Origin of the sequence: Nonomuraea phyllanthi (assembly GCF_006334985.2) — a bacterium.
GTDB lineage: Bacteria > Actinomycetota > Actinomycetes > Streptosporangiales > Streptosporangiaceae > Nonomuraea > Nonomuraea phyllanthi.
This window is the reverse complement of sequence record NZ_VDLX02000037.1, coordinates 1-24,513: the sequence shown is the minus strand read 5'-3', so window position 1 is coordinate 24,513 and position 24,513 is coordinate 1. Positions and strand designations below refer to the sequence as shown.

14 protein-coding genes, 1 tRNA gene and 1 pseudogene are annotated in these 24,513 nt (G+C 62.6%); 3 read left to right on the top strand and 13 right to left on the bottom strand.

Annotated elements, in window-relative coordinates:
• Positions 1-87 precede the first annotated feature (87 nt).
• The 3 genes from FH608_RS49365 to FH608_RS49355 form a co-directional block, all read right to left on the bottom strand.
• On the bottom strand, positions 88-645 hold the full coding sequence (locus tag FH608_RS49365) for a TetR/AcrR family transcriptional regulator (protein ID WP_139638153.1): 558 nt from the start codon (positions 643-645) through the stop codon (positions 88-90).
• A gap of 58 nt (positions 646-703) precedes the next feature.
• On the bottom strand, positions 704-1,063 hold the full coding sequence (locus FH608_RS49360) for a DoxX family protein (protein WP_139638152.1): 360 nt from the start codon (positions 1,061-1,063) through the stop codon (positions 704-706).
• A gap of 116 nt (positions 1,064-1,179) precedes the next feature.
• Entirely contained in the window at positions 1,180-1,425 is a 246-nt protein-coding gene (locus FH608_RS49355; RefSeq protein ID WP_226900602.1) for a hypothetical protein, read from the bottom strand.
• A 194-nt stretch (positions 1,426-1,619) separates the two neighbouring features.
• Here FH608_RS49355 and FH608_RS49350 point away from each other — a divergent pair, with 194 nt between their 5' ends.
• The 3 genes from FH608_RS49350 (at position 1,620) to FH608_RS49340 (ending at position 6,025) form a co-directional block, all read left to right on the top strand.
• Positions 1,620-2,978: an acyltransferase family protein gene (locus FH608_RS49350; RefSeq protein ID WP_226900600.1), complete on the top strand. Its 1,359-nt coding sequence runs from the start codon at positions 1,620-1,622 to the stop codon at positions 2,976-2,978.
• 78 nt (positions 2,979-3,056) lie between these two features.
• Complete coding sequence (locus FH608_RS49345; protein ID WP_139638151.1) at positions 3,057-4,847, top strand: AMP-dependent synthetase/ligase; 1,791 nt, start codon at positions 3,057-3,059, stop codon at positions 4,845-4,847.
• 95 nt (positions 4,848-4,942) lie between these two features.
• A complete protein-coding gene (locus tag FH608_RS49340; protein ID WP_139638150.1) occupies positions 4,943-6,025 on the top strand; it encodes an acyltransferase family protein in 1,083 nt (360 codons plus the stop codon).
• A 204-nt stretch (positions 6,026-6,229) separates the two neighbouring features.
• On the opposite strand, the gene FH608_RS49335 is transcribed toward FH608_RS49340, so the two are convergent.
• From FH608_RS49335 to FH608_RS49280, 10 genes and pseudogenes are all read right to left on the bottom strand, one after another.
• Entirely contained in the window at positions 6,230-7,252 is a 1,023-nt protein-coding gene (locus tag FH608_RS49335) for a hypothetical protein (protein WP_139638149.1), read from the bottom strand.
• Positions 7,253-8,215: 963 nt separating this feature from the next.
• A tRNA-Arg gene (locus tag FH608_RS49330) sits at positions 8,216-8,281 on the bottom strand.
• A gap of 2,342 nt (positions 8,282-10,623) precedes the next feature.
• Positions 10,624-12,846 (bottom strand): HsdM family class I SAM-dependent methyltransferase, encoded by a 2,223-nt coding sequence (locus tag FH608_RS49315; protein ID WP_139638147.1) that lies wholly within the window; start codon positions 12,844-12,846, stop codon positions 10,624-10,626.
• 670 nt (positions 12,847-13,516) lie between these two features.
• Positions 13,517-14,260: a M48 family metallopeptidase gene (locus FH608_RS49310; protein ID WP_139638146.1), complete on the bottom strand. Its 744-nt coding sequence runs from the start codon at positions 14,258-14,260 to the stop codon at positions 13,517-13,519.
• Positions 14,260-17,769: a type I restriction endonuclease subunit R gene (locus FH608_RS49305; protein ID WP_193319076.1), complete on the bottom strand. Its 3,510-nt coding sequence runs from the start codon at positions 17,767-17,769 to the stop codon at positions 14,260-14,262. Before FH608_RS49305 ends, FH608_RS49310 begins: the two co-directional genes overlap by 1 nt.
• A gap of 17 nt (positions 17,770-17,786) precedes the next feature.
• Positions 17,787-19,019 carry a restriction endonuclease subunit S gene (locus FH608_RS54645; protein ID WP_226900614.1) on the bottom strand — a complete coding sequence of 411 codons (1,233 nt, stop codon included), beginning with the start codon at positions 19,017-19,019 and terminating at the stop codon, positions 17,787-17,789.
• A gap of 7 nt (positions 19,020-19,026) precedes the next feature.
• Positions 19,027-21,513, bottom strand: a complete 2,487-nt coding sequence (locus FH608_RS49295; protein ID WP_139638143.1) for an HsdM family class I SAM-dependent methyltransferase — start codon at positions 21,511-21,513, stop codon at positions 19,027-19,029.
• A 20-nt stretch (positions 21,514-21,533) separates the two neighbouring features.
• Positions 21,534-22,139: an RloB family protein gene (locus FH608_RS49290; protein ID WP_226900612.1), complete on the bottom strand. Its 606-nt coding sequence runs from the start codon at positions 22,137-22,139 to the stop codon at positions 21,534-21,536.
• A gap of 77 nt (positions 22,140-22,216) precedes the next feature.
• The gene (locus FH608_RS49285) at positions 22,217-23,464 is read right to left on the bottom strand and encodes an AAA family ATPase (RefSeq protein ID WP_139638141.1); all 1,248 of its coding nucleotides are present in this window, start codon (positions 23,462-23,464) and stop codon (positions 22,217-22,219) included.
• Between the two features lie 835 nt (positions 23,465-24,299).
• A pseudogene (locus tag FH608_RS49280) lies at positions 24,300-24,513 on the bottom strand (NUDIX hydrolase); the annotation flags it as partial.

The window sequence follows — 24,513 nt, the reverse complement described above, 5'->3', positions numbered from 1 at the left end:
GCGGAAGCATCGCAAAAGAACCGAAACCGCCATCTGGCGCGTGTGGCGGTCAATAGCAAACCGGCGGGCCGTGGGGGTTCGGTGGTCCTAGTGATCTGGAACGAGCGGCAGCAGCTTCTCGTAGATCTCGCGCAGCTGGTCGGCGTCGATCGGCGGGACGATGACCGTTGCGCCGATGGAGATCAGGTAGGGCAGCAGAGCATTCGTCCGCGCTTCCTCGTCGCTGTCGACGACCGAGCGCCACACCCGCTGAAGCGCGGCCAGTCTCGTCTCGTCGAGGCGGGACTGGACGGCGCGAACATCCGGATCCCATGTGGCCCACGCCCGCAACGCGACATCGAGCTGGGGATAATAGAGATCCGTGTTGTTCGGGCGGATCAGCTTCGTCAGTTCCGCGAAGACGGCGCGAGTGCTCGCCGGTTGCTCGACTTCCGCGATGGCGGTTTCCAGCGCGTGGATCGACAGGCGTTCAAAATGGGCGAGAAGCGCTTTCTTGTAACCCTCTGCGCCGTCGAAGTGGTGGTGGAACGACCCTTTCGACAGGTTCAGCCGGGCCGCGAGGCGATCGATGCGCAGCCCTGCCGAGCCTTCTTCCGCGAGAACCTTCAGCCCTTCGTCCAGCCAACGATCTCGTGCCGCGCTCACCCGGCGAACCTAGCACACGGCAGGCGATCTCCCCGGCGCCGACGGCCCGCCCCGAGCGTCATGCGAGGAAGCTGTAGACGCCGGTCGCGGCGCAGATCAACAGCATGCCGGTGGCGTTGAGGAACAGGTTGCGGCCGAAGTCACGGGCCGCGATGTGCATCCCGATGGCGACGACGAAGTAGAGCACCAGGGCGGCACAGGTCACGGCGGCGAGGTACGGCACCCAGATGCCGAGGACCAGCCCGGCCGCCGCGGCGAACTTGATCACCGGCATGAGCCACCACAGGCGCCGCGGCCAGTTCACGTTCTCGAAGCATTCGGCGATGAAAGGCAGCGGCTTGACGCACATGGCACCGTCGGCGGCCTGGATGACGGCAAGGACGACAACCGGCCAGATCGGGTCGGGACCAGCGAACATGATGCTCCTCGGGCATGGAGATGCTCACGACGTCCAAGACCATACCGTACCGTATAGTATGGTCCCGTAGGACCCCCGCTTTCCGGATGCCTGCCTCAGCGCACCTGCTCCCGGAGTCACTGGTCGAAGGTGGTGGGCGGGAGTCTGACCTCGCTCCCACGTGCCTGGTTGGTGCGCCGGGCCATGCCCACCAGGTCCTGGGGTTCGGGCCCCGCGACGTCGACATGACACCCTTGCGGCCCGGCCGCCGCGATGTCGGCCAGGATGTCGGCCACGTCGGCGGCCACGTCGGCCCAGCGCCCGTTCCCCCGACCGCGGCGGTGGGTGAACATCGGCACGTCCGCCCGCGCCCCGATCCTCATCCCGCACAGTAGGGATCACCCCCTACGTCCTGTCGTCAACCTGCTGCGGCATTTGTGGCCGATGCCGCTGAACTGACGACCTACGGCTGCCTGCCGAGATTAGAAATCGCAGGTCAGGGGGACAGGGTCAACGTTGCCTCCGCTCCGGTGGCGAAGTGTCGCGCGATGATCCATGGTGGGCGGGGGTTGCAGTCATGCGGGGGTTGGCGGCGATGGTGCGCGACCTGGCGGCGCGTACGCCGGAAAGTCGTGAGCGCAGCGTCGACATGTGGCGCGCGCTGGCCATCTGCATGGTGGTGTTCGGGCACTGGTTCGTCGTCGCCGTGACCTACCGGGACGGCCGGCTGTCCGGGTACAACGCGCTGGACGTCCTGAGCTGGTTGGACCCGGTCACCTGGCTGTTCCAGGTGATGCCGATCTTCTTCCTGGTCGGTGGCTACGCCGGCAGCGCCTCAATGGCATCGCACCGCGCCTCAGGAGGCGACGGCATCGGCTGGGTGCTGAGACGGACCGACCGGCTGCTGCGGCCGACGACTGCGCTGTTCGTGGTGCTGCCGCTGGTATCCGTGGCCGCGGTGGCGGCCGGGGTGAACAGCGAATTGATCGGCCACGCGTCGTGGCTCGCCTCCATCCCGCTGTGGTTCCTGCTGGCCTACCTCGTCCTGGTGGTGCTCACGCCGTGGCTGCACGCGCTGCACCGCCGCGCGGGGCTTGCCGCCCCGCTGGCGACGGTGGCCATCGTCGCCGTCGCCGACCTGCTGCGGAGGGGCCTGCACGTGCCGGTCGTCGGTACGAGCACCTACCTGTTCGCCTGGATGGCGATCTACCAGTTCGGCTTCTGCTGGCGGGACGGGCTCCTGCGGCTGAGCCGCGGCAAGGCGCTCGCGGTCGTGGCCGGCGGCCTGGTCGCCCTGATCGGACTGACCGTGGTGGGCCCGTACCCGGTCGGCATGGTCGGGTACAACACGGCTCCGCCGACCCTGGCACTGATGGCGCTCGCCGCCACGCAGGTCGGACTGGTCCTGGCCCTCGCGCCCGCGGCCGACCGATGGCTTCGCCGGACCGGCCCGTGGAGTGTGGTGATCGCGGTCAACGCGGTCATCCTGACCGTGTTCCTCTGGCATATGACCGCGGCGGCGGTCGCGGCCGCTCTGCTCTTCCCGACCGGTGCACTGCCGCAGCCTCCGCTGCACTCCACGGCGTGGCTGCTGTGGCGAGTGCCGTGGATAGCGGCCTGTGCCCTCGTCCTCGTCGTCCTGGTCGCCCTCTTCGCGCGGATCGAACTGCGCCGGTCGGCGCCGCGGTCCGCCGAGCGCGGTCCGTGGCGCGATGGTGCGACGGTGCTCGGCCTGGCCGCCGTGCTGGCCGGGCTGCTTCTCGTCGCCGTTTCCGGTCCCGGCTACCGCGGGCCGACCGGGCTCCCATGGGCCGGGGTGCTCTCGTACCTGTGCGGCGCCGCTGTGCTGCGCGTGGCACGAACCCGGCCTGTCCTGCCGGGCTCCGGTCGCTTATCGCCGCGGAGCACCCCGGGCGGCCACGTGTGCACCTGGTGACCTGGGGAAACAGGCTAGTGGGCCGCTTCTCGCCGCCGTACGGCCGCCTGACCGGCCTCTGTTCAAGGGAGATGGACGATGCGTGTCTATGCGATCCCCGCTCCGATAGCCATTGCCCCGGACACCCAGCTCGCCGACGTGGTGTTCGCCGACGACCGGGTCAAGGGCGACCTGGTCCTGTTCAAGCGCCGGTCGGACGACGGTTGGCGTCCGGTGACGGCCAGGCGGTTCGCGGCCGACGTCCGCAGCCTGGCGGCCGGCTTCCTCGCCGCCGGGATACAGCCAGGTGACCGGGTCGCGCTGCTGGCCGCCACCAGCTACGAGTGGACGCTGGCCGACTACGCCCTGTGGACGGTGGCGGCGGTGCCGGTCCCGATCTACGAGACCTCCTCGGCCGAGCAGATCCGCTGGGTGCTGGAGGACGCCGGTCCGGTCGCGGCGGTGGTCGAGCACGAGACGCATCGCCGCCTGGTCGAGGACGCGTCCGAGGGCCTGCCCAGGCAGCCGCGGGTGTGGCAGATCGACGGCGGCGGCCTGGACCGTCTCCGCGAGGACGGGCGGGGCGTGGACGACGCCCGGCTGCGCGAGCGCCGCCGTACGGTGTCCGTCGACGACCTGGCGACGATCGTCTACACCTCGGGCACCACCGGCCGCCCGAAGGGATGCATGCTGAGTCACGGCAACCTGCTGTACGAGGCGCGCGCCGCGATCGACAGCCTGAAGCACATCTTCGGCCGGGACGCCTCGACCCTGCTGTTCCTCCCGCTGGCACACGTGTTCGCGCGGGTGATCCAGGTGGCCTGCCTGGAGCGGGGCGTCTGCCTTGCGCACAGCGCCGACCGGGCCAGGCTGACCGAGGACCTGGCCGCCCTGCGACCGTCGTTCCTGCTGGCGGCGCCCAGGGTGTTCGAGCGGGTCTACAACGACGCTCAGCAGCGGGCCCACGCCCAGGGCAAGGGGAGGATCTTCGACTGGGCCGACCGGACCGCCGTGGCGTACAGCCAGGCGCTGGAAGAGGGGCGGCCAGGCCTGCGCCTGCGCCTGGCACACCGCCTGTCCGACCGGCTGGTGTACCGGCGGCTGCGGGCCGCGCTCGGCGGCCGGGTCGGCTACGCCATCTCCGGCGGGGCGCCGCTGGGCGTACGGCTGGGCCACTTCTTCCGCGGAATCGGCATCACCGTGCTGGAAGGCTACGGTCTGACCGAGACCAGCGCCGCCGCGACCGTGAACCTGCCCCACGCGCAGAAGATCGGCTCGGTGGGGCCGCCCCTGCCCGGGGTCGACATCCGGATCGCCGACGACGGCGAGATCCTGATCAAGGGTCCGATCCTGTTCCAGGGCTACTGGCGCAACGAGCAGAAGACCAGGGAGACCTGGACCGAGGACGGCTGGCTGCTCACCGGCGACCTCGGCGCCCTCGACGAGGACGGGTTCCTGACGATCTCGGGCCGCAAGAAGGAGATCATCGTGACCGCCGGCGGCAAGAACCTCGCCCCGGAGCCGCTGGAGGACCGCCTGCGCACCCACCCGCTCATCAGCCAGGCGGTGGTCGTCGGCGACCGGCGACCGTACACCGCCGCGCTGATCATCCTGGACACCGAGGCGCTGGCGTCATGGAAGCGGGCCGCCGGCAGGTCCGAGCGGGCCGGCCCGGCCGAGCTCCGTGACGACACGGAGCTGCTGGCCAGCCTGCAGACGGCCGTGGACGAGGCCAACACGATGGTGAGCCGGGCCGAGTCGATCCGCAGGTTCCGGATCCTTCCGGTCGACCTGACCGAGCAGAACGGATATCTGACCCCGACCCTGAAGGTCAAGCGTGCCTTGGTCCACAAGGACTTCGCGGCCGACATCGAGGAGCTGTACCGCTGAGCGCAGGACGTGAAGACCGGCGGCCCCGAAGTGCCACGGACCGACGATCGACGCTGGACCGGCTGGTCGAGGCCACGCCGGCGTCCCGCGACCGGGTGGTCGACGCCGCCCGCGCGCTGTGCATCCTGGTCGTCACCCTCTGGCACTGGACGTTGTCGGTCACCCACCGCACCGCCGCCGGCAACCTGACCATGCCGAACCCGATCCACGCCGTGCCCGGTGGCTGGCTCGCCACCTGGGTGCTGCAGATCATGCCGGTGTTCTTCCTGGTCGGTGGGTACGCCAACCTGGTCGGCTGGCAACGGGCCCGGGCACGCGGGACGACCGCCGGCCGGTTCGTCCGAAGCCGGCTGCGCCGGCTGCTCTGGCCGACCGCCGCCTGGGCCCTGATCTGGCTCGCCGGCGAGCTGATCGCGGCCGCCCTGCCCGGCCCGCACCGATGGATGTGGGAGTGGTTCCCCGGTTACCTGACGCCGCTGTGGTTCCTGGTCGTGTACGGCCTGCTGATCGCCGCAGTGCCGATCACCGCGACCCTGAACGCCCGCTACGGAGCCTGGGTCCTGGCAGCGCTCGTCCTGCTGATCGCCCTCGGCAGCGTGGCGCACCGCGGCGCCGGCCTGACCTGGGCGGGCTGGGTGACCGCCGCCCTGGTGTGGCTGTTCTGCCACCAGCTCGGCTACGCCTGGCGCACCTGGGAGCTGGGGCGGCGGCCGCTGGCGCAACGGCTCGCGGTCGCCGGAGCCGGCCTGGCCGGGCTGGTCGGGCTGACGGCGGCAGCGGGCTACCCCGCCTCGATGGTGGCCACCGCCGGCGTCGAATCCAACATCTTCCCGACCAACGCCGCCATCGCCGCCCTGGCCGTCTTCCAGCTCGGGCTGCTGGTCCTGATCACGCCGGCCGCCGAACGCCTGCTGCGCCGCCCGACCGCCTGGAAGCCGGTGGTGGCACTCAACGTGGCCGCGCTGACCATCTTCCTCTGGCACATGACCGCGTACCTGGTGGTGCTCTGGGCCTACGAAGGACTGGGCGGCACCCTGCCGGCGGAGCCGACCGCCGGCTGGTGGGCCCAGCGCTGGCTCTGGCTCGTGGCCCCGTCGGTCGTGCTGGCCGTGCTCGTGGTGCTGTTCGTACGAGTTGAACTGGCCGCCCGCCGATCCCGTCCAAAGGCAGGCCGCTGACCACGTTCAGCCGCGTATGGGGCCCACGCGGGTGGCCCGGCCTGCGCCACGGTCGTCAGCACCTCGGCGGGAAGGATTTCGTACGTCTCCTGTGGGACATCGTTCGAGCAGCATGCCGAACACGACCGGCACCCCGCTCCGCGGGCACCGCCGGTCGCCCACTCGCCGGCGGCCTGGAAGAGAGCCTTCGCGCAGAGAATACGATCATGCGAACGGGTCCATGTACGGACGGTCTTTCATCTGCTCATAGATGCGGCGCAACCACGGCTGCCGAAACGCCGCCAGCCGCTCCAGCGTGCTGAGGAACACCCGCCCATCAGGACGGAAAAGGGAGTGAGGCAGCAGCGGGGGCGGATCGTCGCGGCGGAGGCCGACAGGCATCCCGTACGCCGCCGGCACGAGCCGCCGATCATCGTGGAAAGCCAGGTACGCCCACACGTCCGCGGCCAGCGGCACCACCGCCCCTGCCTCGCACGGCCACACCTCACCGGTCTGCGGATGCCGCGGTACCAGCGCGATGTCCATGATCGCGGGGGACAGGCCCGGCCCGGCCAGGATGAGATGCCGTTCCGGTTTCCCCAGCGGGAGCAGACTGTCGATCGCCCGGCGAAACACTTCTGCGACAGGCCCGTCAGGGACAGCCACCCGCTTACCGCCAGAGACCACCAGCAGGTGCGCCAGTGCCACCGCGACGGCGGCCCTCCACTGTGGGCTCCAGTAACCACGCGGGTCAACGGGCGGCGCGCTCGGCAGTTCCTCCCAATCCATCATCCGCTGGACGGGACCGGCGACGGCGACAGGGCGCACGGCGTCCGGCTCCAGCCACACCACCTGCCAGAACCCGCAGTCGTCGACGCGGGTCGCCACCGGTCGGCCGCATTCCGCGCACGCGAGGTTGGGGCCGTACTGGCCGTCCCAGCCGCAACAGCAGCCCCCCAGCCGCTCCGGGATGAAGACGGTTCCGCGGACGTCGCTGGGCGCGATCCCGATCCTGTCCGGGGGCCCCGAGATGCAGTACGTCAGCAGTCGGACGCCATGCTCTTCCGGCTCGGGCTGCAAGGTGTGCCAAGGCCGGCCGTCTCCAGGATCCACGGCGTATGTTCCTGGCTCGAGTAGACCGGAGAGCAGGTCATGTCCGTACTTCTGGCCAGCGTGGTCGGGGAGCGCTACACGCGCCACCCGCACGGTCATCACCGCGCCGCATCCCGCACAGGAGAAAACGACCAAGCAGCCTCCCTTGCCGGACCGTTTCGATCATGGTGGCATAAATCTCGCCATAGAGTTCAGGGTCATGAATGCTGATGATCTCGATCGGCAATGACGTCTGAATGAAGGGGTGACGCCGGACATCGTGGACCGCTTGATCGAGCGTGGCCACCTCGCACGGTCGTGGCGGCCGCCCGCTCGGGCGAGTGGTCCTGCGCCGCCGACGCGGTGAAGGAACTGGCCGCCAGACAGGACTGGAAGTCCGCCTGAGAGATCGTCGCACCGTATGCCGGGATCGGCTGGTGGTACGCCGTCAAGGCCGCCGCCGACCTGCTGGAGAGGCAGGAGCGCGTGGACGAAGCCGTCGGGCAGGTACGGGCACAGGCCGAAGGCGGTGAGCGTCTTGGCCTGGGACGCGCTGGCCAGATCGCTGGCCCGGCATGGACGGGTGAATGAGGGCGATCGAGGCGTTGCGTCCCCACCTGGACGACTGGTTCCTGCTCGAGGCGTTGGGCCGAGGTCAGTGAGGGACACAGTCGCGACCAAGAGGTAGCCGAGTTTGCCAGGGCGGCGTCGACATCATGCACGAAGTGCCTCCTACGAGGGAACGAGCGCCGGTGTTCACTCCGCAGTAGTTCTAGTCGCAGCTCGCTGGCTCTGGTGGCCACGGTTGTCTCCGGAGCGGGGACACGTACTCGGCAGGAGAGCGTGCACCTCTACGTAAGGTGCACGCACATATTTGGCACGATCAGCAGCTGCGTGATCCCACGCCCCAGCCACTGCGATGGGCTGCCGGAGGCTCGAATGGGTCAGAAATAGGGGCTGATTGGGAGATACGTTCTCAAGATCGTCGCCCGACGTCCCCTGATCATGGTCTTATGGCTGCATGCGAGCACTGTCGGCTGCTATCAAGGTCCACTAAGCAAAAGACCTGCGGCCATGAAACCACAGGTCACGGGCTGAAGTGCCTGTTTAGATGCGTGCCTCCGGCAGGGTACGAACCTGCGGCACCCGCTTTAGGAGAGCGGTGGCAGTTCAGCCAGCTTACCCGCTCTGAACTGCAGGAGTGTGTCCTGTCGCTGGCATGCTTCACAAGATCATCCCGCATATGTCCCGCACTGAGAAGTTGAGCCCACCATGCCCGTCGACGAGGGCGGGCGCCGTTCGACTTGGGTTTCCCCTTCAAAGAACTCCACCAGTCCTATGGGATGGGGGTGCGGTACGCCCGCCGCAGGCTGGCGACGTGTTGACCGATCCTCGATGTGGACAATTACAGTAATGTTTCGATCGTGACAGAGATGGCGTCGTACCTGCTGATCCTAGGCGAAAGGCAAGCGATTGCCTGGGTACTGCGGGAGCAACGGATGGCGTTTCCCGCGACATCGAGATCGGAGGTCGCAGCGCTTCGACCGGGAGATGACCTACTGATCTACACGACTCGGAGCGCCTATCGTAACCCAACCCGCGATCGGGGACGGGTTGTCGGCAGCGCAGTTGTGACCTCGCAGCCGCGTCCCCTCGAGGAGCCCGTGGTGATTGCTGGACGCACGTATCCGACAGGGTGCGACCTAAGGCTCGATGCGCTGGCTGATTGGGGCACTGGCGTGGAGCTCCGCTCGTTGGTGAGCGAGCTGTCGGTGTTCCCGAACCCAGCTGCGTGGAGCTTCATGTTGCGACGGTCGCTACTTCGGCTGCCGGCCAACGATGCGGCCATAATTCGGAGTCGTCTGGCTCCGCTCGCGAAGGATCCGCGGAGCAGTCTGGAAGGGTACATGGCGCAGGACCGTCCGCCGCTCGCACAGAAGCGTATGTCGACCTGAGCATCAGATCCCGCTAAATGCTAAGGGGTCTACCACTCAGTCTCTAACGCCACCCCTGCAGATAGAGCAGATCAAATACTCCGAGCAAGTACGTTGGGTCCTCGAAACTAGCCAACCGGTCGTTCTGCTCTACAGCCCCCACCCTGATAAGCTGTTGCGTCAAGTCCGCCGAGGCCTCGGAGATGATCCGCCGCGCCTTTCGAACTAGTGATTCGTATTCCCCCAGCGCAGTACGGTAAGCGGAGGAAACACCCGATGCTCGTACGATGAGTTCGGACGGGATAATGATATTACAAAGGTCGGCTGGATTCAGCTGTGTTTGACCCGTCGCGCCAGTCATAAGACTGGTTGTTTGGACTCGCCCCCACGTACTGTTCAGATAGCAACTCACCGCATCGGCCACCTCCGGTCCTCCGATGAGGCGACAGCGGGCTATGTGGGAGTCGACCGTCGCAGCTGAATCGCGCTCATATACCGCTGCCTTCCCGAGCGACCCGTCTCCATCCATCGCTACCAACAACTCGCCACGTCGAACAGGAAAGGCCTCGACCGACTCCTGTGTAGTCGGCTTAGCGTTTTCCCAGCTTATCGTCCCTGACTGTATGGTTGCTGTAGAAATCCCGCGGGGAGTGTCCTTATCGGCTTGTTCTTCTGAGATCCACCTCGGCTGTCTGCCCTTGCTCGGACCGCCCTCAAGCAGAGCCCGCATGGTAGTTCTCTCGATCTCACGCAGCGCGGACCTTACAACCAAGTTTGCTGCCCCGTGCCATCGATTATCTATACGGAGAGTCCGCGTTTCCGCAACTTCTCCTACAGGCACGCGTCGCACCTGGACAGGAAGGCGCGGGAGCAGAGGAGGGCAGAGACCAAGAGTTACGCTCAGGACCTCGTCACAGATACTCGTAAAATCTGACTCGTTGCCATACAGATTCTCGATCTGACCCAGTGCCTCCTGGAAACGGAAAGCAATTCCTCTTTGGATTTCGTGATCCACAATTGGGATCGGTACGTCAGCAAGTTGTTCCTGGCTAAGATTATCTTGCCGCTTTCCTGAGGCGAGGGCTGACGTGAGGAGTCGCCAGGCTGGATGGTTAAGAATCGCCGCCACGAAGTCCACACTAAACTCCTGGTCAACAATGCCCCTGATGATAAAGCCTGACGGAATGACTGCAGTATCTTCCGCCACCTGCGCGCCAGACCATGCAACCCCAGGTGTTCCGGAACGCGTAATCAAAAGTTCGTCTGGGCGGACAGCGATTTCTTCAATGGCTATTCTTATACCCGAAACATAGTTTCCCGTTGTCTTCAACGGGATACAACTCGACGGTCGAAGGACAGCGGATGAGAGGGCCGCGACAGATGCATAGAGAGCCGCACCGTCCTCGGCATCTTCTGCATACGCCGATCTCGGAAGGTTTAGCCCATTCGAGAAAGTAGCTACCAGGCCGAGCCGAACAGTGCTCTTTAAGTGGTCGATCAAGGGCGAAGCCGAACGGCGGAGGTAGTGAAACCGGGGGTCAAGCCGGGCCGCTCCGGACCTTGCTATATCAGGAGCTGCCACATGCAACTTCATCAGTGCCACAACTGCTCCGCTCTCAGAACCGAGAGAGCGTCGTCCGCGCCTTCGCTCGTCTCTATTCTCCAGCTATCTGGCGCGCCATTCAGATTACGTAGCACAACCACCTCGCCAAGATCCCCTTCGGCGACGGCTCGAAACAAATCATTTCGGCGCTCATTCTCCGCCCGCTTTGTGCGCCGATAGCCAACCTCAGAGACAATTACTCCTGTGTAGTCGGGAATCCCAATATCATTTAGGGTGCGCCGAAACGCCTCGCTTTCTGTACTAAATGAATCTACTGCAGCTAAGACTTCCTCGGCCCACCCAACGGAACCAACAGGCGTCCGCACTTGTCCCACTGGCAGTTCGAGTAGGGACCGTTCAATGATCTCCTGGTGGCTCGCAAGCTGCTGAGGAGTCCGCCGGCCGGACTTGATAATCGCCTTCGCTGAAGCGATGGCTGATGCTTGGGCAGCGCTCAGGGTGCCGTAGTGCTTGTCGAATGCTTCTGTCCAGAGAAGCTCCTCCTGCGCCGTCTTCTTCTGTGCGAAAAGTAGGCTGGTTCGGGTTGGCGTCCACGGCTGAAACGCATGCGATGGAAGAGTGACGATTGCACGCACGTTAAAGCGCTCAAAGAGAAAGAGGCGCGCCTTAAGATTTTCGCTAGTAGAGTAGAAGCTTTCAGGAAGGACAGCACCCAGCCGGCCTCCTGGCTTAAGTAGTTGGTACCACCGCTCTAGGAATAGATTTTCGCTGTTCCGATCACTAGCTAGGCGGAATGCGGCCGAGAGTTGCGCCTTAACATTAGCGTCGAGTGTGATGCTGAAGGGAGGATTGGTAACGACGACGTCAAAGGTTTCAGCTACTGGCTTATCGTAGGATTGATCTGGGTCAGCGTGCGCTCGGAGTTTCTCTTCACCGTGGCGTGTGGCGATGGCATCCAGAGGCGCCAACCCATCGTCGTTGAACACGTGCGTGTGTCCATCTCGATGCAGTACCATGTTGACTTTAGTCGATATCGCTAAATCCTCTCGTTTCTCAATCCCGTAAATGAAGTCCTTTGCCCATGTGTTCGGTGAATCAGATGGGAATCTGAGGGCAAGCTGTTCCCGGACATCCGTATTCCTACCGAGAGTAGAACTCCGTGGTTGTATGTGTCGGGTGATCGCGCGCATGGCTGTTCGAAGGAATGTGCCGCTACCACATGAGGGGTCAATAATATAGGGCAGCCGGTCGTTGGGATGCGCCGCACTAGATAGTTTGGTCTCGGCGAGGCGTCCGACATCAAGAATTTCCAGCATGAATACGGCGATGTTGTAATGTGTGAAGAAGAGCCCTTTGCTCTGTTTGAAGCCTTCTCGTGTAATGCCTTCAAAGAAGGAGCCAAGTAAATCGCCGCTGTGAGACCCAGCGACAGTGAGGGATATTCCCTGTAGAAGCTCCACTACCCACTGGGCCTCCTGGGCAGAGAACAAGGACTCATCAAGTGGATCAACATAATTTGCGTCTGGCCGAATATATCTACGATAGGCTTCTGCGTAGCGGTTACTTACCCGAGAGAGCGTATGGGCAGCAGGTTCCTTCCGGCTCCCCTGATGAAACACTTGGAACTGATATGGTTCGCCGTTATTCGTAACCTTCTCATCGTGAATCTTGGTCAAGAGAAACCGAACCAACCAAGAATAGATTTGATTATCGTCGCGCGTGCCTCCCCATAGGCGATCGTGAAGCTGCTTGCGCAGACGCTCAAGCTCGGCTCGGTCAGCGGACACTCTAAGGTCACGCGAGGTTCCAGGGCTAAGTGGTTCTTGGGTGGGCTCATCATAATTTATTGGGAAGTCGTCGACGTGCGGCCGACCTGCCTCGGTCCACTTATCGTAGGTAAGTGTCGGTTCGTAGCCTATTGTTACTGTTTTGATTGCAGGCTCTCCGTCACTCCCAACTGCGACCGTTGCCAGAGAAAGAATGCGCGTCTCGGGCTCTTGGCCGCCGGGAGCGAAGAGCTGGCCATTGATTCTTCCGTCGGCCTCGTCTCCGAAGCCCGACGGGGGCTTCATTTCGATGAGTGCGTATGCGCTATCCGGATGACCTGGGCGCGAGATCCTTATATCTAGTTCTAAGTGGCTTTCTCTTCCGAAGTCATAGCGCCTTTCCAGCTCTATAGCCTCAGGCGGGTAACTGCCGCGCGTACAAAGCCAAGCGACGAAGTATGCGCGGACTGGTTCTTCGTCTCCCACGTAGTCGCATATAGCTTCATGCTGCTTAATAGCCCGGGCATAGCGCACCTGGCGGGCTTCGACATCTAGCGAGACATACTGGCTGCTCGGATCTAGCTCACGTATCGCGCTTGCGAGCGCGTCTAGGTTGTCTCTGGTGAACCCAGGCAAAGTCCCTCCAAGTTAACCGCAGGATGATTCATCTCGAGCTACTTGTAGTGGACCGTATCGGACGTTTGCTGACAGACACAACCGAGTGAGGGCCGGTACCAGGCAGCTCGTGCCCTAGACAAAAGCGGAGCCTGGTTGCGTTCGTTGCCTCAAGCGTGACACCGGCCAGGAACTACTACGGTAGGCAGTCCAGGATTGGTGGTTGCGCTGCGATGAGCCGCGTCTGGTGCGGTGGCTCAGCCGCTACAGTGCATCGGGCATGGAGGCATCGTTGCCGCCTTGATGACCCGTCCTATGCTGCGGATCAGGGTGCAGACGGATCGGCTCGCCGCGCAGCAGACTAGCGATGGTACGTGGAGCGGGGCGCTGACGGAGTCCAAGCATGAGGAGTCGGCGCGGCATGGGTGGAAGGCGAGAGCAGAAGGTCGAGCGATGCATTGGTCGGCTAAGGAACGGGCGGTGTGAGAGAAGGAAGGAACGCCGAGTGGGCATGTCGAGTAAGCCGTCCAGTCCCTGCACCTCACTTTGGCGGCACCACGTCTCCCATCCATGTTCTTGACCCGGCCTCCGCAAGCGCTTGAGATCGCTCCATGTGATCGGGGATCAGCCGGGTGAGAAGCCGTTGAAAGCCTTTTCCGTGACCCGCCTCGATCAGGTGGACCAGTTCGTGCGCAAGGACCAATTCGATCAGCCGCACAGGTAGTTGGAAAAGTGCCCAATGAAATTGGATCAGCTCACCCGCATGGCAGCGACCCCATTGCGCTCTGAGGTCACCAACATTGATCTTTGGAAGTGGCACACCTAGCCGATGTGCCAATTGCGGTGCTTGCCGACCCAACCAGTCTTGCCCACGGGCTTGGTACCAGTGAATGAGAGTGGCCGCCATCGTGTCAGGTGTTGCCTGTACGACCTCCAGCTGGCGCCCACGCACTACAACTGGATGTTTGGACCACTCGACTGGCAACAGTCGATGATTATGCCCGAACACGGCATAGGATTCTCCACCCACCATCTGCTTCACCGGATGGTCAGGCGTGAGAAGTGTCTGATCCGCGACTGACCGAGCCAGCCAGCGCATCCGACGCTGCACGATCTCGACGAGATTCTGCGGTGAGATCTGTTCCGGGACGCGAACGGTGACTAGCCCGCCCGGTGCAACAGAGATCGCGACCGCACGGCTTCGCGCGCTGATCTCTATCCGGCAGTCCACGCCCAGCTGCGCCAACGCCTGCTGGTGTGCGCTCAGCTCGTCCTGTACTTCCATCACTCCAAGTAATACCCCCGCCGAGCTAGCGCCAGCTCAGCGACGTCTTCCGCGATGGGCGTTGCCGCTACACGCGGGGCCACGCCTGCCTCGACGAGGTGCTTGCGGATAAGGCGGCGCAGCCGTACGTGCAGCTGTGGGGTGTCGGGGAAATGCCGCGGCCTCACCTCGACGCGAATGATATCTGCCAGAGCACGCGATACTTCGATGAGATTGCCGACTACCCTGGTGCCGCCGCTGGAGCTCAGCTCCGCCAACCGGTCTTCCAGTACGCTGTGGATAGGCAGTTCGGTCCCAGGGTCCAAGCCAAGTTCACGTGCCCTTGCGGCTTGCACACGCTCGGTTTCCAGCGTGGCGGCCACAAGAGAGCGCAGTTCCAGGGACAGTTGCTCCCAGGAGCCGCGAAGTTCTTCGATCAGTTCGTCCAGACGCTCGCTGAGTCGTTGCATCTGGACCGGGTCGCTGGCCCTGCGCTCCCTGATGTGCCGTTCCAGGGCATGCTTCATGTGCATTGCTGATAGGCGGTCGTCATTGAGATCGTCCACCCGATGGAGGAAGCCAGGGTCGTCGATGTTCACGGGAGGGATCCGCTGGAGGACAGCCCAAGCCCTAATGTGGCGATCGAGCAGTCGGCGGACGTGGGCGCCGTACAGGTACGGGTCGAGTGCGCCGTCCCTGGTCTCGCGATATGTGTGACGCAATAGGTATTGGGTTCGGATCAGCCATTGAGCGTCGTCCTCGAACTCCAGCGCCTCGGGCCGAGGCAGAACGCGATCGAGGTAAGCGAAGAAATCCCGTGCCAGATTATCGAACCGTACTCGCAGCAGGGGATCCGCAAGGCGGACGACCAGTTGGCGCCTGGCGACCTCGCCGGCCATCGGTCCCATGCCAAGTTCGGTGAAGAAGTCCCGAATCCGTTGCCGCCGATCTCGTAGTTCCGGAAGGTCGTGACCAAGGAGGCTTTCAAGGGCTCCTTCCACGTCCTGGCGGCGGTAGTCGGACAGGGCCTTGTCCAGGTTCTCCGACAGGGCCACGTAGTCAACTACCAGTCCGTACTCCTTCAATCTGGCCGTGCGGTTGGTCCGTGCAATTGCCTGGAGTAGCTCGGCCTCGCGGATCGGCCGGTCTAGGTATAGGGCTTGCTCGATGGGCGCGTCGAAGCCGGTGAGGAGCATGCCTACCACAATGACGAACGCTATCGGGCTGCCTCCTGAATTAGGGTGGCCTGGGCCCGGAGGTGGCAACTGTGGCCTTGAGGGTGAGGCATGCTTGAAGCCGTCGTCGGGTCGTGCTCGGTACCAAGGATCATGAATTGACCCGACAGAGGCGACACTGTCTGGTGCAGGAGCGCGTCCCCGGCTCGACCACGGTTCATGGTCATCCAGTGGGGAACGCGTCGGGGTTATCTCCATCCAGGCCGGCGGTGCACCGAAGGTCTCGAGGGCGGGCAGCCGGTCCTTGAATTCGTCGATGTGACGGCGTTGTGCCGTCTCGGAAGTCCATGCGCTCCATGCATTCGGATCTTTGTTCTTCGGCCCTGCGGAAATGACAGGAACGAAGTCTATGATGCGGATCAGCGGTAGGAATCGGGCCGCCCGTTCGGCAAATCCCGCGTCGAAGTCGTCAGGTACGGCGAAGTCCTCCGGCAGTAGCCCCGTGGCCTCAAAGTGCTCCAAGGCGCTAACCAGTTCCGCCCGTGCGCGTAGAAAGGCCTCGCGATAACGCACAGTGGCTAGACGGGAGATCGCAACAACTTGCGCCTTGAATCCTCCGGGGAGGATGCGGTCCACCCAGTGCAGCAGCATGTCGCGGGCCTTAGCCGCGATGACGTGCTCCCGCTCAAGGATCTCGCGGCGCTCCATAGCGCGCTGCACCCGCGTACGGTGGTCCGCGTCCGGAACCGCCGCTTCATACCCCTCATCAAGGAGCACTCGATCGACGACTTCAGGGAAGGTCTCACGCCCCTCGTAACGGATAGGGACTGTCGCACCGTCGATCTCGGATTCGCTCAGTGTGTAGACATCAATCTCCTGGCCGAAGATCCTCCTAGAGTTCTGCCTATTTCTCCGGATGATCGGGGTGCCGGTGAGACCCATCTTGGCGGCGTTCGGCAAGGCGTGACTAAGACGGGCGTGTAGCCGTCCGGCCTGGTTGCGATGCGCCTCATCGATGAGGAGCAGGATTTGGTCGCTGGTGTTGAGCCTGGGAAAATGGATGATCGTATCTGCAGGGTCGTCCGCGAACCGCTCCGGCTCTTCCTGCTGCCCCACCGAGTCGTCACGCTGAGCCTGCTGGATCATCAACTGGACCACACCAGGCACGGTCTCGCCGAGATAGGCCTTAGCCGTCTCGATCCTGCGAGCCATGAGCGGGGTCTCGTCACTTAGAGCGAGTACGGGCTCAAGCTGACGCTGGAGGTCCCTTCGGTCCGAGACTATAACGATCTTAAACCGAGACAGACTTTCGAGAGTCCGCATCTTGCGGATCAAGAAGACGATCGTCAGGCTCTTGCCCGAGCCTTGAGTATGCCAGAGGATGCCTCCACGCTCGTCCTGCGCGGCGCCTTGAAGCCTGGAGCGCCGATTTCTCAGGCGATCGACTATCCGATGCACGGCGCGGAACTGCTGGTAACGGGCGACTAGTTTGATCTTCCGATCGTCGTTCTGGTGGACGACGATGAAGTTCCTGACGATGTCGAGCAAGTGCTCGGGCCGGAGCACGCCTGCTGCGAGGACTTCCATCTCGGACAGCACGTGTCCGTCCGGGACTCCGAGCTCCGCACGGACCTGCGGGACCCTCGCCGGTTCCACCGTCCGCCAGGCGGAATAGTGTTCTGGTTCGGAGGAGATCGTGCCCAGTCTGGCCCGGTCGCCATCGGTGGCAATGAGCAACTGGACGAAGCGGAAGAATTCAGGAGCGCCTTCGTCGAAGCCCGACTCGCGCTCGCCCGTATAGGCTCGAAGGTCGGCGATAGCCTCGCCGATGCCGCCCTCCCGACCCGGCCGCTTGGTCTCAACGACCACTAACGGGATTCCGTTGACGAACAGAACCAGGTCGAATACCACGGAACCCGTCGCTGTACGCACTCGAAACTGGTTGACAACCAACAGGTCATTGGCCTTGGGATCGTCCCAGTCGACCAGCTTGGCGTTCTTGACCTTGCCCCCGTCCCACTCAGGCAACCCCTCAACGGGCACGCCCTTAAGCAAGATCTCGGTGACAGCCTGGTTTAGCTCCAGCACACCGCCGGATAGAAGCCGGGTGAAAGCTGCCTCAATCCGATCCAGCCGAGAGTCATCCAGCCACTCCCCGCCACCCGGACCTCGGTTGACCTTCTGTACAGCATCACGAAACCGACGGCGGAGAAAATGATCTGAAAAGCTGTTCCGACCCGAATAAGCTGGATCTACAGGTATAGCAGCGCCATTCGAGCCATCGAGATGCTCTGTCCAACCCAGCGCGAGCAACTGCCGGACCAGAGGCAGTTCAACCTCATCACGCTCAGGCACGCCGCCGCCCTTCGGATCTATCCCCCGATAGCTCCCAGTACACGCTTCACTCGTACTCTACCGGTCAAGAGATCATCCGTCAGCCCTCTCTGAAGTGTCTTGAGTTTCTCCAACTCGCGTCGCTCTCGTTCGAGTTGCTTGTCTACCTTGGCCAGCGACGCAAGAGTTCGTCGCTGGCCACCGAGATCGGAAGGTAGGTCGATTAGGAGTCGCTGTAGTTTTGTCGGGTTGACATTTACTTGCTGCACGGCTGGCGTTGAGATAGCCCTTATGCGGCTTCTTACAAGCGGATGAGTTAGCCAAAGAGCAAGGTATTCAGGATCTACTTGGGTTGGATCAGTATTGATTCGGACCAAATAAGAAGCAAATGTAGCCTCGCTCAACTCGTTGCGCCACATTCCCGAGCGTCCAACATGCTCTATACTATTTGTTCGGTTGAAGAGCACATCCCCATACTTGAGGCGCAATTCTCCGCTTACATGCTCCGTCGAAAACTTTATGTCGTTTGCATGGACTCGCCCGTCGCCTACATTGTTCATTCTTAGCACAGGGATCCCAGCAGGATCCCCACTTAGCGGACTAGAGATCCCGTAGTCGACCGAAACAACCAAATCTCCTAGTGGTATGCGCCGCCATCCTGGTAGAACGCTAGGAGCCGAGACGCCATTCAGTGCGTCAAGCAACAGTCCGGACCTCAAGTTCTTTAGCTTAACAATCCGCTCGGACAAGCGTTCAATAAATACTGCGATCTCGTCAAGAATCTCTGCAATGTGCAGTTGCTCGCTAAGGTTGGGAATAGGAACAAACGTCGACGAAAGACGACTTCCCACCAGCTCAATCTGATTGGTGGACCCAGAGTAGCAGTGCAACTCAAGATGACGCTGACCGTAGGGAGAGGCGAGAAGGGCGCGAAGCCAACGGCTATCGAGCATGTCTGCCTTGCATCGAAGAAGGGTGACATGCGAGTCGATCATGCAATCGGCATCGGATCGAAAAATGCAACTCCGGCCGATCGTCCCCGTCCCTGTCGAGTTCAACAAGACATCTCCTGGCTTTGGCCGGAGGAGGCCCTTCGACACTCTGTGGTCATGTGGCCGAGCGGCAGTGAGGTCAAGCCCGCGATCCTGAATACAGCGTTGCCCGATAGCGTGAATCGAACTCGAATCCACATATACCGGAGCTGTTCCGCGCCGAAGTATCTCAACCGTGTCGGCGAGTGGGAGTAGGGGCCAATCAGCATACAACGGCATAGCAAGCTTAGACATATCCCAGATCCTTAAGAGAAGCAGTCAGGCGCTGGGCGGCGGCCGCGCGAGAGTCTTCGAGCTCATCCAGAGACACTGCGTATTTGTCAGCCCATTTCCTGAACCAGGACTGAATCGCTCGGAGGTTCTCGGCAGCACGGTTCTCGAGACCTGGAGACAGTCGATCGCAGAAAATGTCGAGCACGATTTGACGCTCCTGATCAGTGGAAAGAGTAGACACTTCGGCCCGCAGTTCTCGGAGGAAGACCCCTTCCAGATTCTTGCGCTTCTTGGCGATCACAGCACGCCGTTTCTTCAAAGCACTTATCTCCAACTCGAGCCGGAGTAGCTCCATCCCAGTCTCAGGGGAGGGCATAAGTACATCGTCAGTTTCCTCGTCCTCGTCAGCCAACTCGACCAGCCGTGCCTCGGCAGCCTTTACTTCCGCATCAGCCTCGGCATGTTCGGCCGTCAATTCCTCCAGTCGCTTGAGAAAGCTCGGCATGACCCGGACGACCAATGGATGATCGAAGGCCTTGCGGCGCTCAGCCGCCGGCTTGCTCTTCTCTCCGTCCCCAGGGAGGAACATGGTCTCAATGGTTGTCACCCAACCATCTATCACCCTGGCGAAGCCACGTGGCTCGCCATCGGCGACCAGCGCCTTCAGATCGTACTTGTTCTCGCCCCACCACTGAGCAATGATTCCGGCTCGGGCAAACTCATCAAGTACTCCAGCTGGAGCGAGGGCTGTACCAAATGACTCCAGGAGGTTCTCACGGGCCTTCATTAGAAGCCTGGTCTCGGGTAGGACAGCGAGCGATGTGGAGTGAGTAGTCCACCAGGCGTCGAAAGCGTTACGGAGCTCGTTGAGGCGTGGAGCGGCGATATCTGTGATCCGTGCCACGGTAGTCTCATGTCCCTCGGGGAGGAAGTCCAGATAGTCAGAGTCGCGCTCGGTGAACAAGGAAAACACGTCGATACCGAAAGCCGAGAATGCCTCTGCAGCGCTCTCAACCTCGGCCCGGGGCACTCCACCGTGCAGGTGGGCGCGGACGTCCTGCGGCTCGGGTGGGGGTGAGTTATCAATCCAGCGACGGATGTTTAGATTGGCCTCGGCCTTAAGCAAGTCGTCAACGCTGACGACTCGCGAGAATCCTTTGATCTGCCGCCACTGCCGATATGTAGTGACGATCTTCTCGACATGGTCGAAGGCCAGATGGTTCTGCGCTCGGCCAGCCACGAACTCGCGGTCAGCATTGATAAACAACACCTTGCCTTCCCGCTCTCGAGGTTTTCCGCAGGGTGAGCGCAGTACAAGGATACAGCCGGGAATGCCTGTGCCGTAGAACAGGTTAGGCGCAAGCCCAATCACGGCTTCGATAACGTCGTCAATAAGCAGCTTTTCCCGGATCTCCCGCTCCACCCCCCCGCGGAAGAGCACACCGTGCGGCATGACAGTCGCAGCGATCCCACCGTCCTCCAGCACACTGACCATGTGCTGCACGAACATCAAGTCGGCCTTCTTGCTTGAGTCGGGGCACCAGCCGCGCCGGAAACGCTCCTTGAAATGCCTCGTGGCTCCCGCCTTGTCGTAGTTGATCGAAAAGGGTGGATTGCTGAGGATCTTTGTGAAGCGGACGAGCTTTCCATTCGCGACATGCTTAGGGTCACCGATGGTGTCGCCCTGCTTGAGCGAGGCATCCCGAATGCCGTGGAGTAGGAGATTCATTTTTGCCATGGCCCAGGAGGTCCCGCTGAGCTCCTGGCCGGCCAAGGTCAGCCGCCGCCCCGCTACGCCGTCGGGGTCGTGCTCATCCACATACTCTCGGGCAAAAATAAGCATGCCGCCCGAGCCGGCGCACGGATCATAGACCGAATCGTCGGGTTGCGGATCAACCAGGCGGACCATCATCCGGATCACCGGACGCGGTGTATAGAACTCCCCGCCCTTCTTCCCCGCCGAATCGGCGAACTCACCGATGAGGTACTCGTAGGCGGCGCCAAGCAGGTCAGGGAACTCGAAGTCCTCGTTGCGCAGGCGGTGCTTGCCGAAGTGCCGGATCAGTTCGCGCAGCTTGCGATCGTCCACGCGCCGCGCGCCCTCACCGATCGTACGGTTGAAGTAGATGTGCCCGACGACACCGTTCAGGTCGTCTTTGTTCGCAGTCTCCAGGGCATGGAGAGCGGTGTCGAGGCCCTCGCCGACGTTGGACACCAGCCCTTCGATCGTCTTCCATCGGGCCTCGTCCGGAACGTAGAAGTGATCAGGGTAGGACTCCGGGTCGTCGGCAGCGGCTAGCGCCTCGGCCTCGCTGCCCGTCCGCTTCAACTCGGCGTCATAGACCTCCTGCCGCGCAGACTCGAACTCATCGGCCGCCCGCTTCAAGAACAACATCCCAAAGATGTAGTCCTTGTAGTCAGATGCCTCCATCTGACCACGCAGGATGTCGGCGGCGGCGAAGAGGTGGCGTTCCAGTTGGGAAAGAGTCAGCTTAGGCACGTGGAAGAATCTCTCACAGTTCAGGGGGACACGATGCCTAGGCTGACCAGAAGCTTCCACACATCCGTCGAAGGGACGCGGTCGAGCACCTTGCAGTCGGTTCCGTGGCCCCTCTTGGCGGTGCAGACCAGGCTTGGGCAGTTCGTGATCAGCGTCTTCGCCCGGCTGACCGCATCCGTCTCCTTGCCATCCAGCGCCCGCTTCTGGGCATCATCAAGATGCTTGTCGAAGTTACGGAAGACTCGATGAGCAGCTCTCAGCTGTTGCTGCACTCCGTGTGAATCCTGCGCTCCGGACACCCCCGGCACGAAGTGGAGCAACAGCCATAGCTCAAAGCAAGGGTTGGAGTAGGCAACCTTCACCCCCGCCGCCTTCGCCCGTGCGTAAGACTCCTCAACGAGGTCATGGTCATCCCTGTCAAAGAAGGCCCACACCTGCTCGCGCTCTGGATCGTCCAACTCGCCGAGCTTCTCTAGGGCCCAGTCCGCCACCCCTTTAGGCTTCAAGCCGTTGCGTTTCCAGAGCTTGTGGATCTCAAAGGTTGGTGGATCGCCAGCGAACCTCTTCTCCATATGGTCAAGATAGTCCCGCTCGGTGCACTCTCCCTCCAATACGGCATAGATCACCTTGCGCTTGCGGCCCTCGGTCACCGCGCGCGGGACGCGGGGACCACCAGTCGGTGGGCCCTTCTTCTTGACCCGAGTCACGCGTCGGCCCCAGCGGCGCGTTTCTCGACCTCCACAGCTATGCCGCCAAGACCGATGCGTGGCACGCCTCCGTATCGGCCACGCAGGTACCCACGCTCCAGGCTCTCGTCCGCGCGCACGCCCGCGTCCGTGAGCGGGTAGAGCTCAGACTCACCGGTCCTTCGCTTCTCAGTGACCCATACCTGCTCACGATCCAGCGGGCGTTCGACGTGAGCCTTGCTCAACAAGGTCACATCGTGCCCAGTGAACAACAGCTGCGCTCCTCGCGGGTTGGCGACAAGGTCCTCGAAGAGCCGCACGACCTCAGCGACTAGCACTGGGTGCAGGCTGGAGTCCAGTTCGTCGACCAGGAGCACTGCTCCATCGTCGAGTGCTTTGAGCAGCGGTCCCAAAAGGGCGAACCACGCGAGAGTGCCGAAAGATTCTTGGTGGTGGATGTCGAACGGTGTCGGCCCTTCCTTACCATTGTGGACCAAGGAGACTTCGGGCATCTCCTCGCCTCGATCCTCGACCTCGAGTCCGGTCACGCCTAGATCGGCCACGGACAGCAGACCTTCGACACGCTTCCGGAACTCCGGTCTCAGGAGCTCCCACCGGGTATAAGCGTCACGCTGCCGCAGGTCATCCCCTGGACTCACCAACCAGAGATTGTCCTTGAACCAGTCGTACAGTGGCACCAACTGTTTCATCTGGAGTGATCCCGCTGCCGTAAGGAACAGCGCGTTTGGCCTTGTATAGTCGACCACGGGCTTCTTGGCACCCCTCAGTCGATCGCTGGGGAACCGGTACTCATCTTCACCGCGATCGGGGCGTTCGGCGTCCCGGTCGAACCAAACCTGCCGACGACGGCTCCCTTGGGGATAGACGTGCAGCCATTCGGTTTCCACGCGCTCGTTGGAAACCTCGAATCCGTAGATGTATCGGTCACCTCGGATGACGACGTCGACTTCGAAGAGGGAAGTTTCCGCTGCCGCCTCACGTTCCAATGCGAACGGCCACCTCGGTACGCCCTTGGCGCGCGCCCAGTCCGCCACCGAATCGAGGACAGCGTGACGCATCCAGCGCATGGAGGCGAGAACGTTCGTCTTCCCGGAGGCATTGGCGCCGAAGATAGCCGCTACGGGAGAGATGCGTAGGCCATCAAGGGTTCGCGCAGCGCTGTCGCCCTCCTGCGGGGAGAGCAACGACAGCTCGAACTCTCCGCGAAACGACAAAACGTTCGCGGCCCGGAACCCCACAAGCATGCTGAGCCTCCGTACGTAGACGAGGCATCTACCGCTATCCTATGCCCATCCTGGCGGAAAACCCACATAGAAGACCTCAGAATCCAGCTTCCTTCCGGATTATATCGTGCTCACGGCTCCGCCTGCTCGCCTCAAGATCATCCGTCGCCGCTTGGGACTCGTTTGCGCTGGTGCTCGGCAGTGTGAGGCCGTGCGGAATGATCTCAGCCCGCGTGAGACGACGTTGTTGTGCATCCCTGCTACACAGAAGACCACACCAACCCGCGTATCCGGTGGCAAGCCAACCCGGAGCGCAGGGCCGTCAGGCCCGAGCACCGGAAGTGGCGCGGCAGCACGGCCTTCTCTTTGCGGGTGAGCCGTCGCAACGATCCACTCGGCCTTCGACAACAGCTCGTCATTCGTCACGATTTCTGGTCGTTGATGCTTCGTTCAAACAGCTCGAAAGAGCGAATGCGCTCGACGGGATCTCCCCTCGAGCGCGCGGTTAACTGATCTTGTCTGTCGACGAAAGTGCTGGGCGGATTCTGGCGATTGGTGTCTGCCGGATCGCAACAATGGCTACCGACAGGTTTCTCGACGAGGCGTTCGAAGGCGTGGGCGGCGCTGGTCGCGACCGGCCGAAGAGCCGCAGCGCGGCCGGCGACCGCCCACGCGTGGCAGACCGCCGCAGGCGGACTGCCCTTGAGACCGTAGAGAAAGTTCTCATCCGTTCAGTGGTCTCGCAGTGTGTGGTCATGCAGTGATCATGCTGCTGACCTGGCTTTTTGCTGAATGTGTCGCAGCCCCGGCGTTGACGCCAGCCGGATGTAGACCGGCTGGATGTGCTCCGGCTGGTTCAGCCGATGTGGGGGCCGTCTCCCTGAAGGTAATGGCTGATGCGCATGCGCATTGAGCGGTCCATGCGGTAGCTCTCGACATTGTCCCTGGCCGCCCAAAGGACTTCGCTGGACTCTGAGCTCGGGGTCAGTTCGCCTGCGGTGGGACGGGCGGCGAGGACGATGGAGAACTCTTGCCTGGCCTCGCCGTTGCTGGTGTAGAGGATGACGTGT

Excerpts from the sequence above, each read along its gene's own strand:
- FH608_RS49360 (WP_139638152.1), bottom strand. The coding sequence starts at position 1,063 with ATGTTCGCTGGTCCCGACCCGATCTGGCCGGTTGTCGTCCTTGCCGTC.
- FH608_RS49355 (WP_226900602.1), bottom strand. The coding sequence starts at position 1,425 with ATGAGGATCGGGGCGCGGGCGGACGTGCCGATGTTCACCCACCGCCGC.
- FH608_RS49350 (WP_226900600.1), top strand. The coding sequence starts at position 1,620 with ATGCGGGGGTTGGCGGCGATGGTGCGCGACCTGGCGGCGCGTACGCCG.
- FH608_RS49345 (WP_139638151.1), top strand. The coding sequence starts at position 3,057 with ATGCGTGTCTATGCGATCCCCGCTCCGATAGCCATTGCCCCGGACACC.
- FH608_RS49310 (WP_139638146.1), bottom strand. The coding sequence starts at position 14,260 with ATGGAAGTACAGGACGAGCTGAGCGCACACCAGCAGGCGTTGGCGCAG.
- FH608_RS54645 (WP_226900614.1), bottom strand. The coding sequence starts at position 19,019 with ATGCCGTTGTATGCTGATTGGCCCCTACTCCCACTCGCCGACACGGTT.
- FH608_RS49285 (WP_139638141.1), bottom strand. The coding sequence starts at position 23,464 with ATGCTTGTGGGGTTCCGGGCCGCGAACGTTTTGTCGTTTCGCGGAGAG.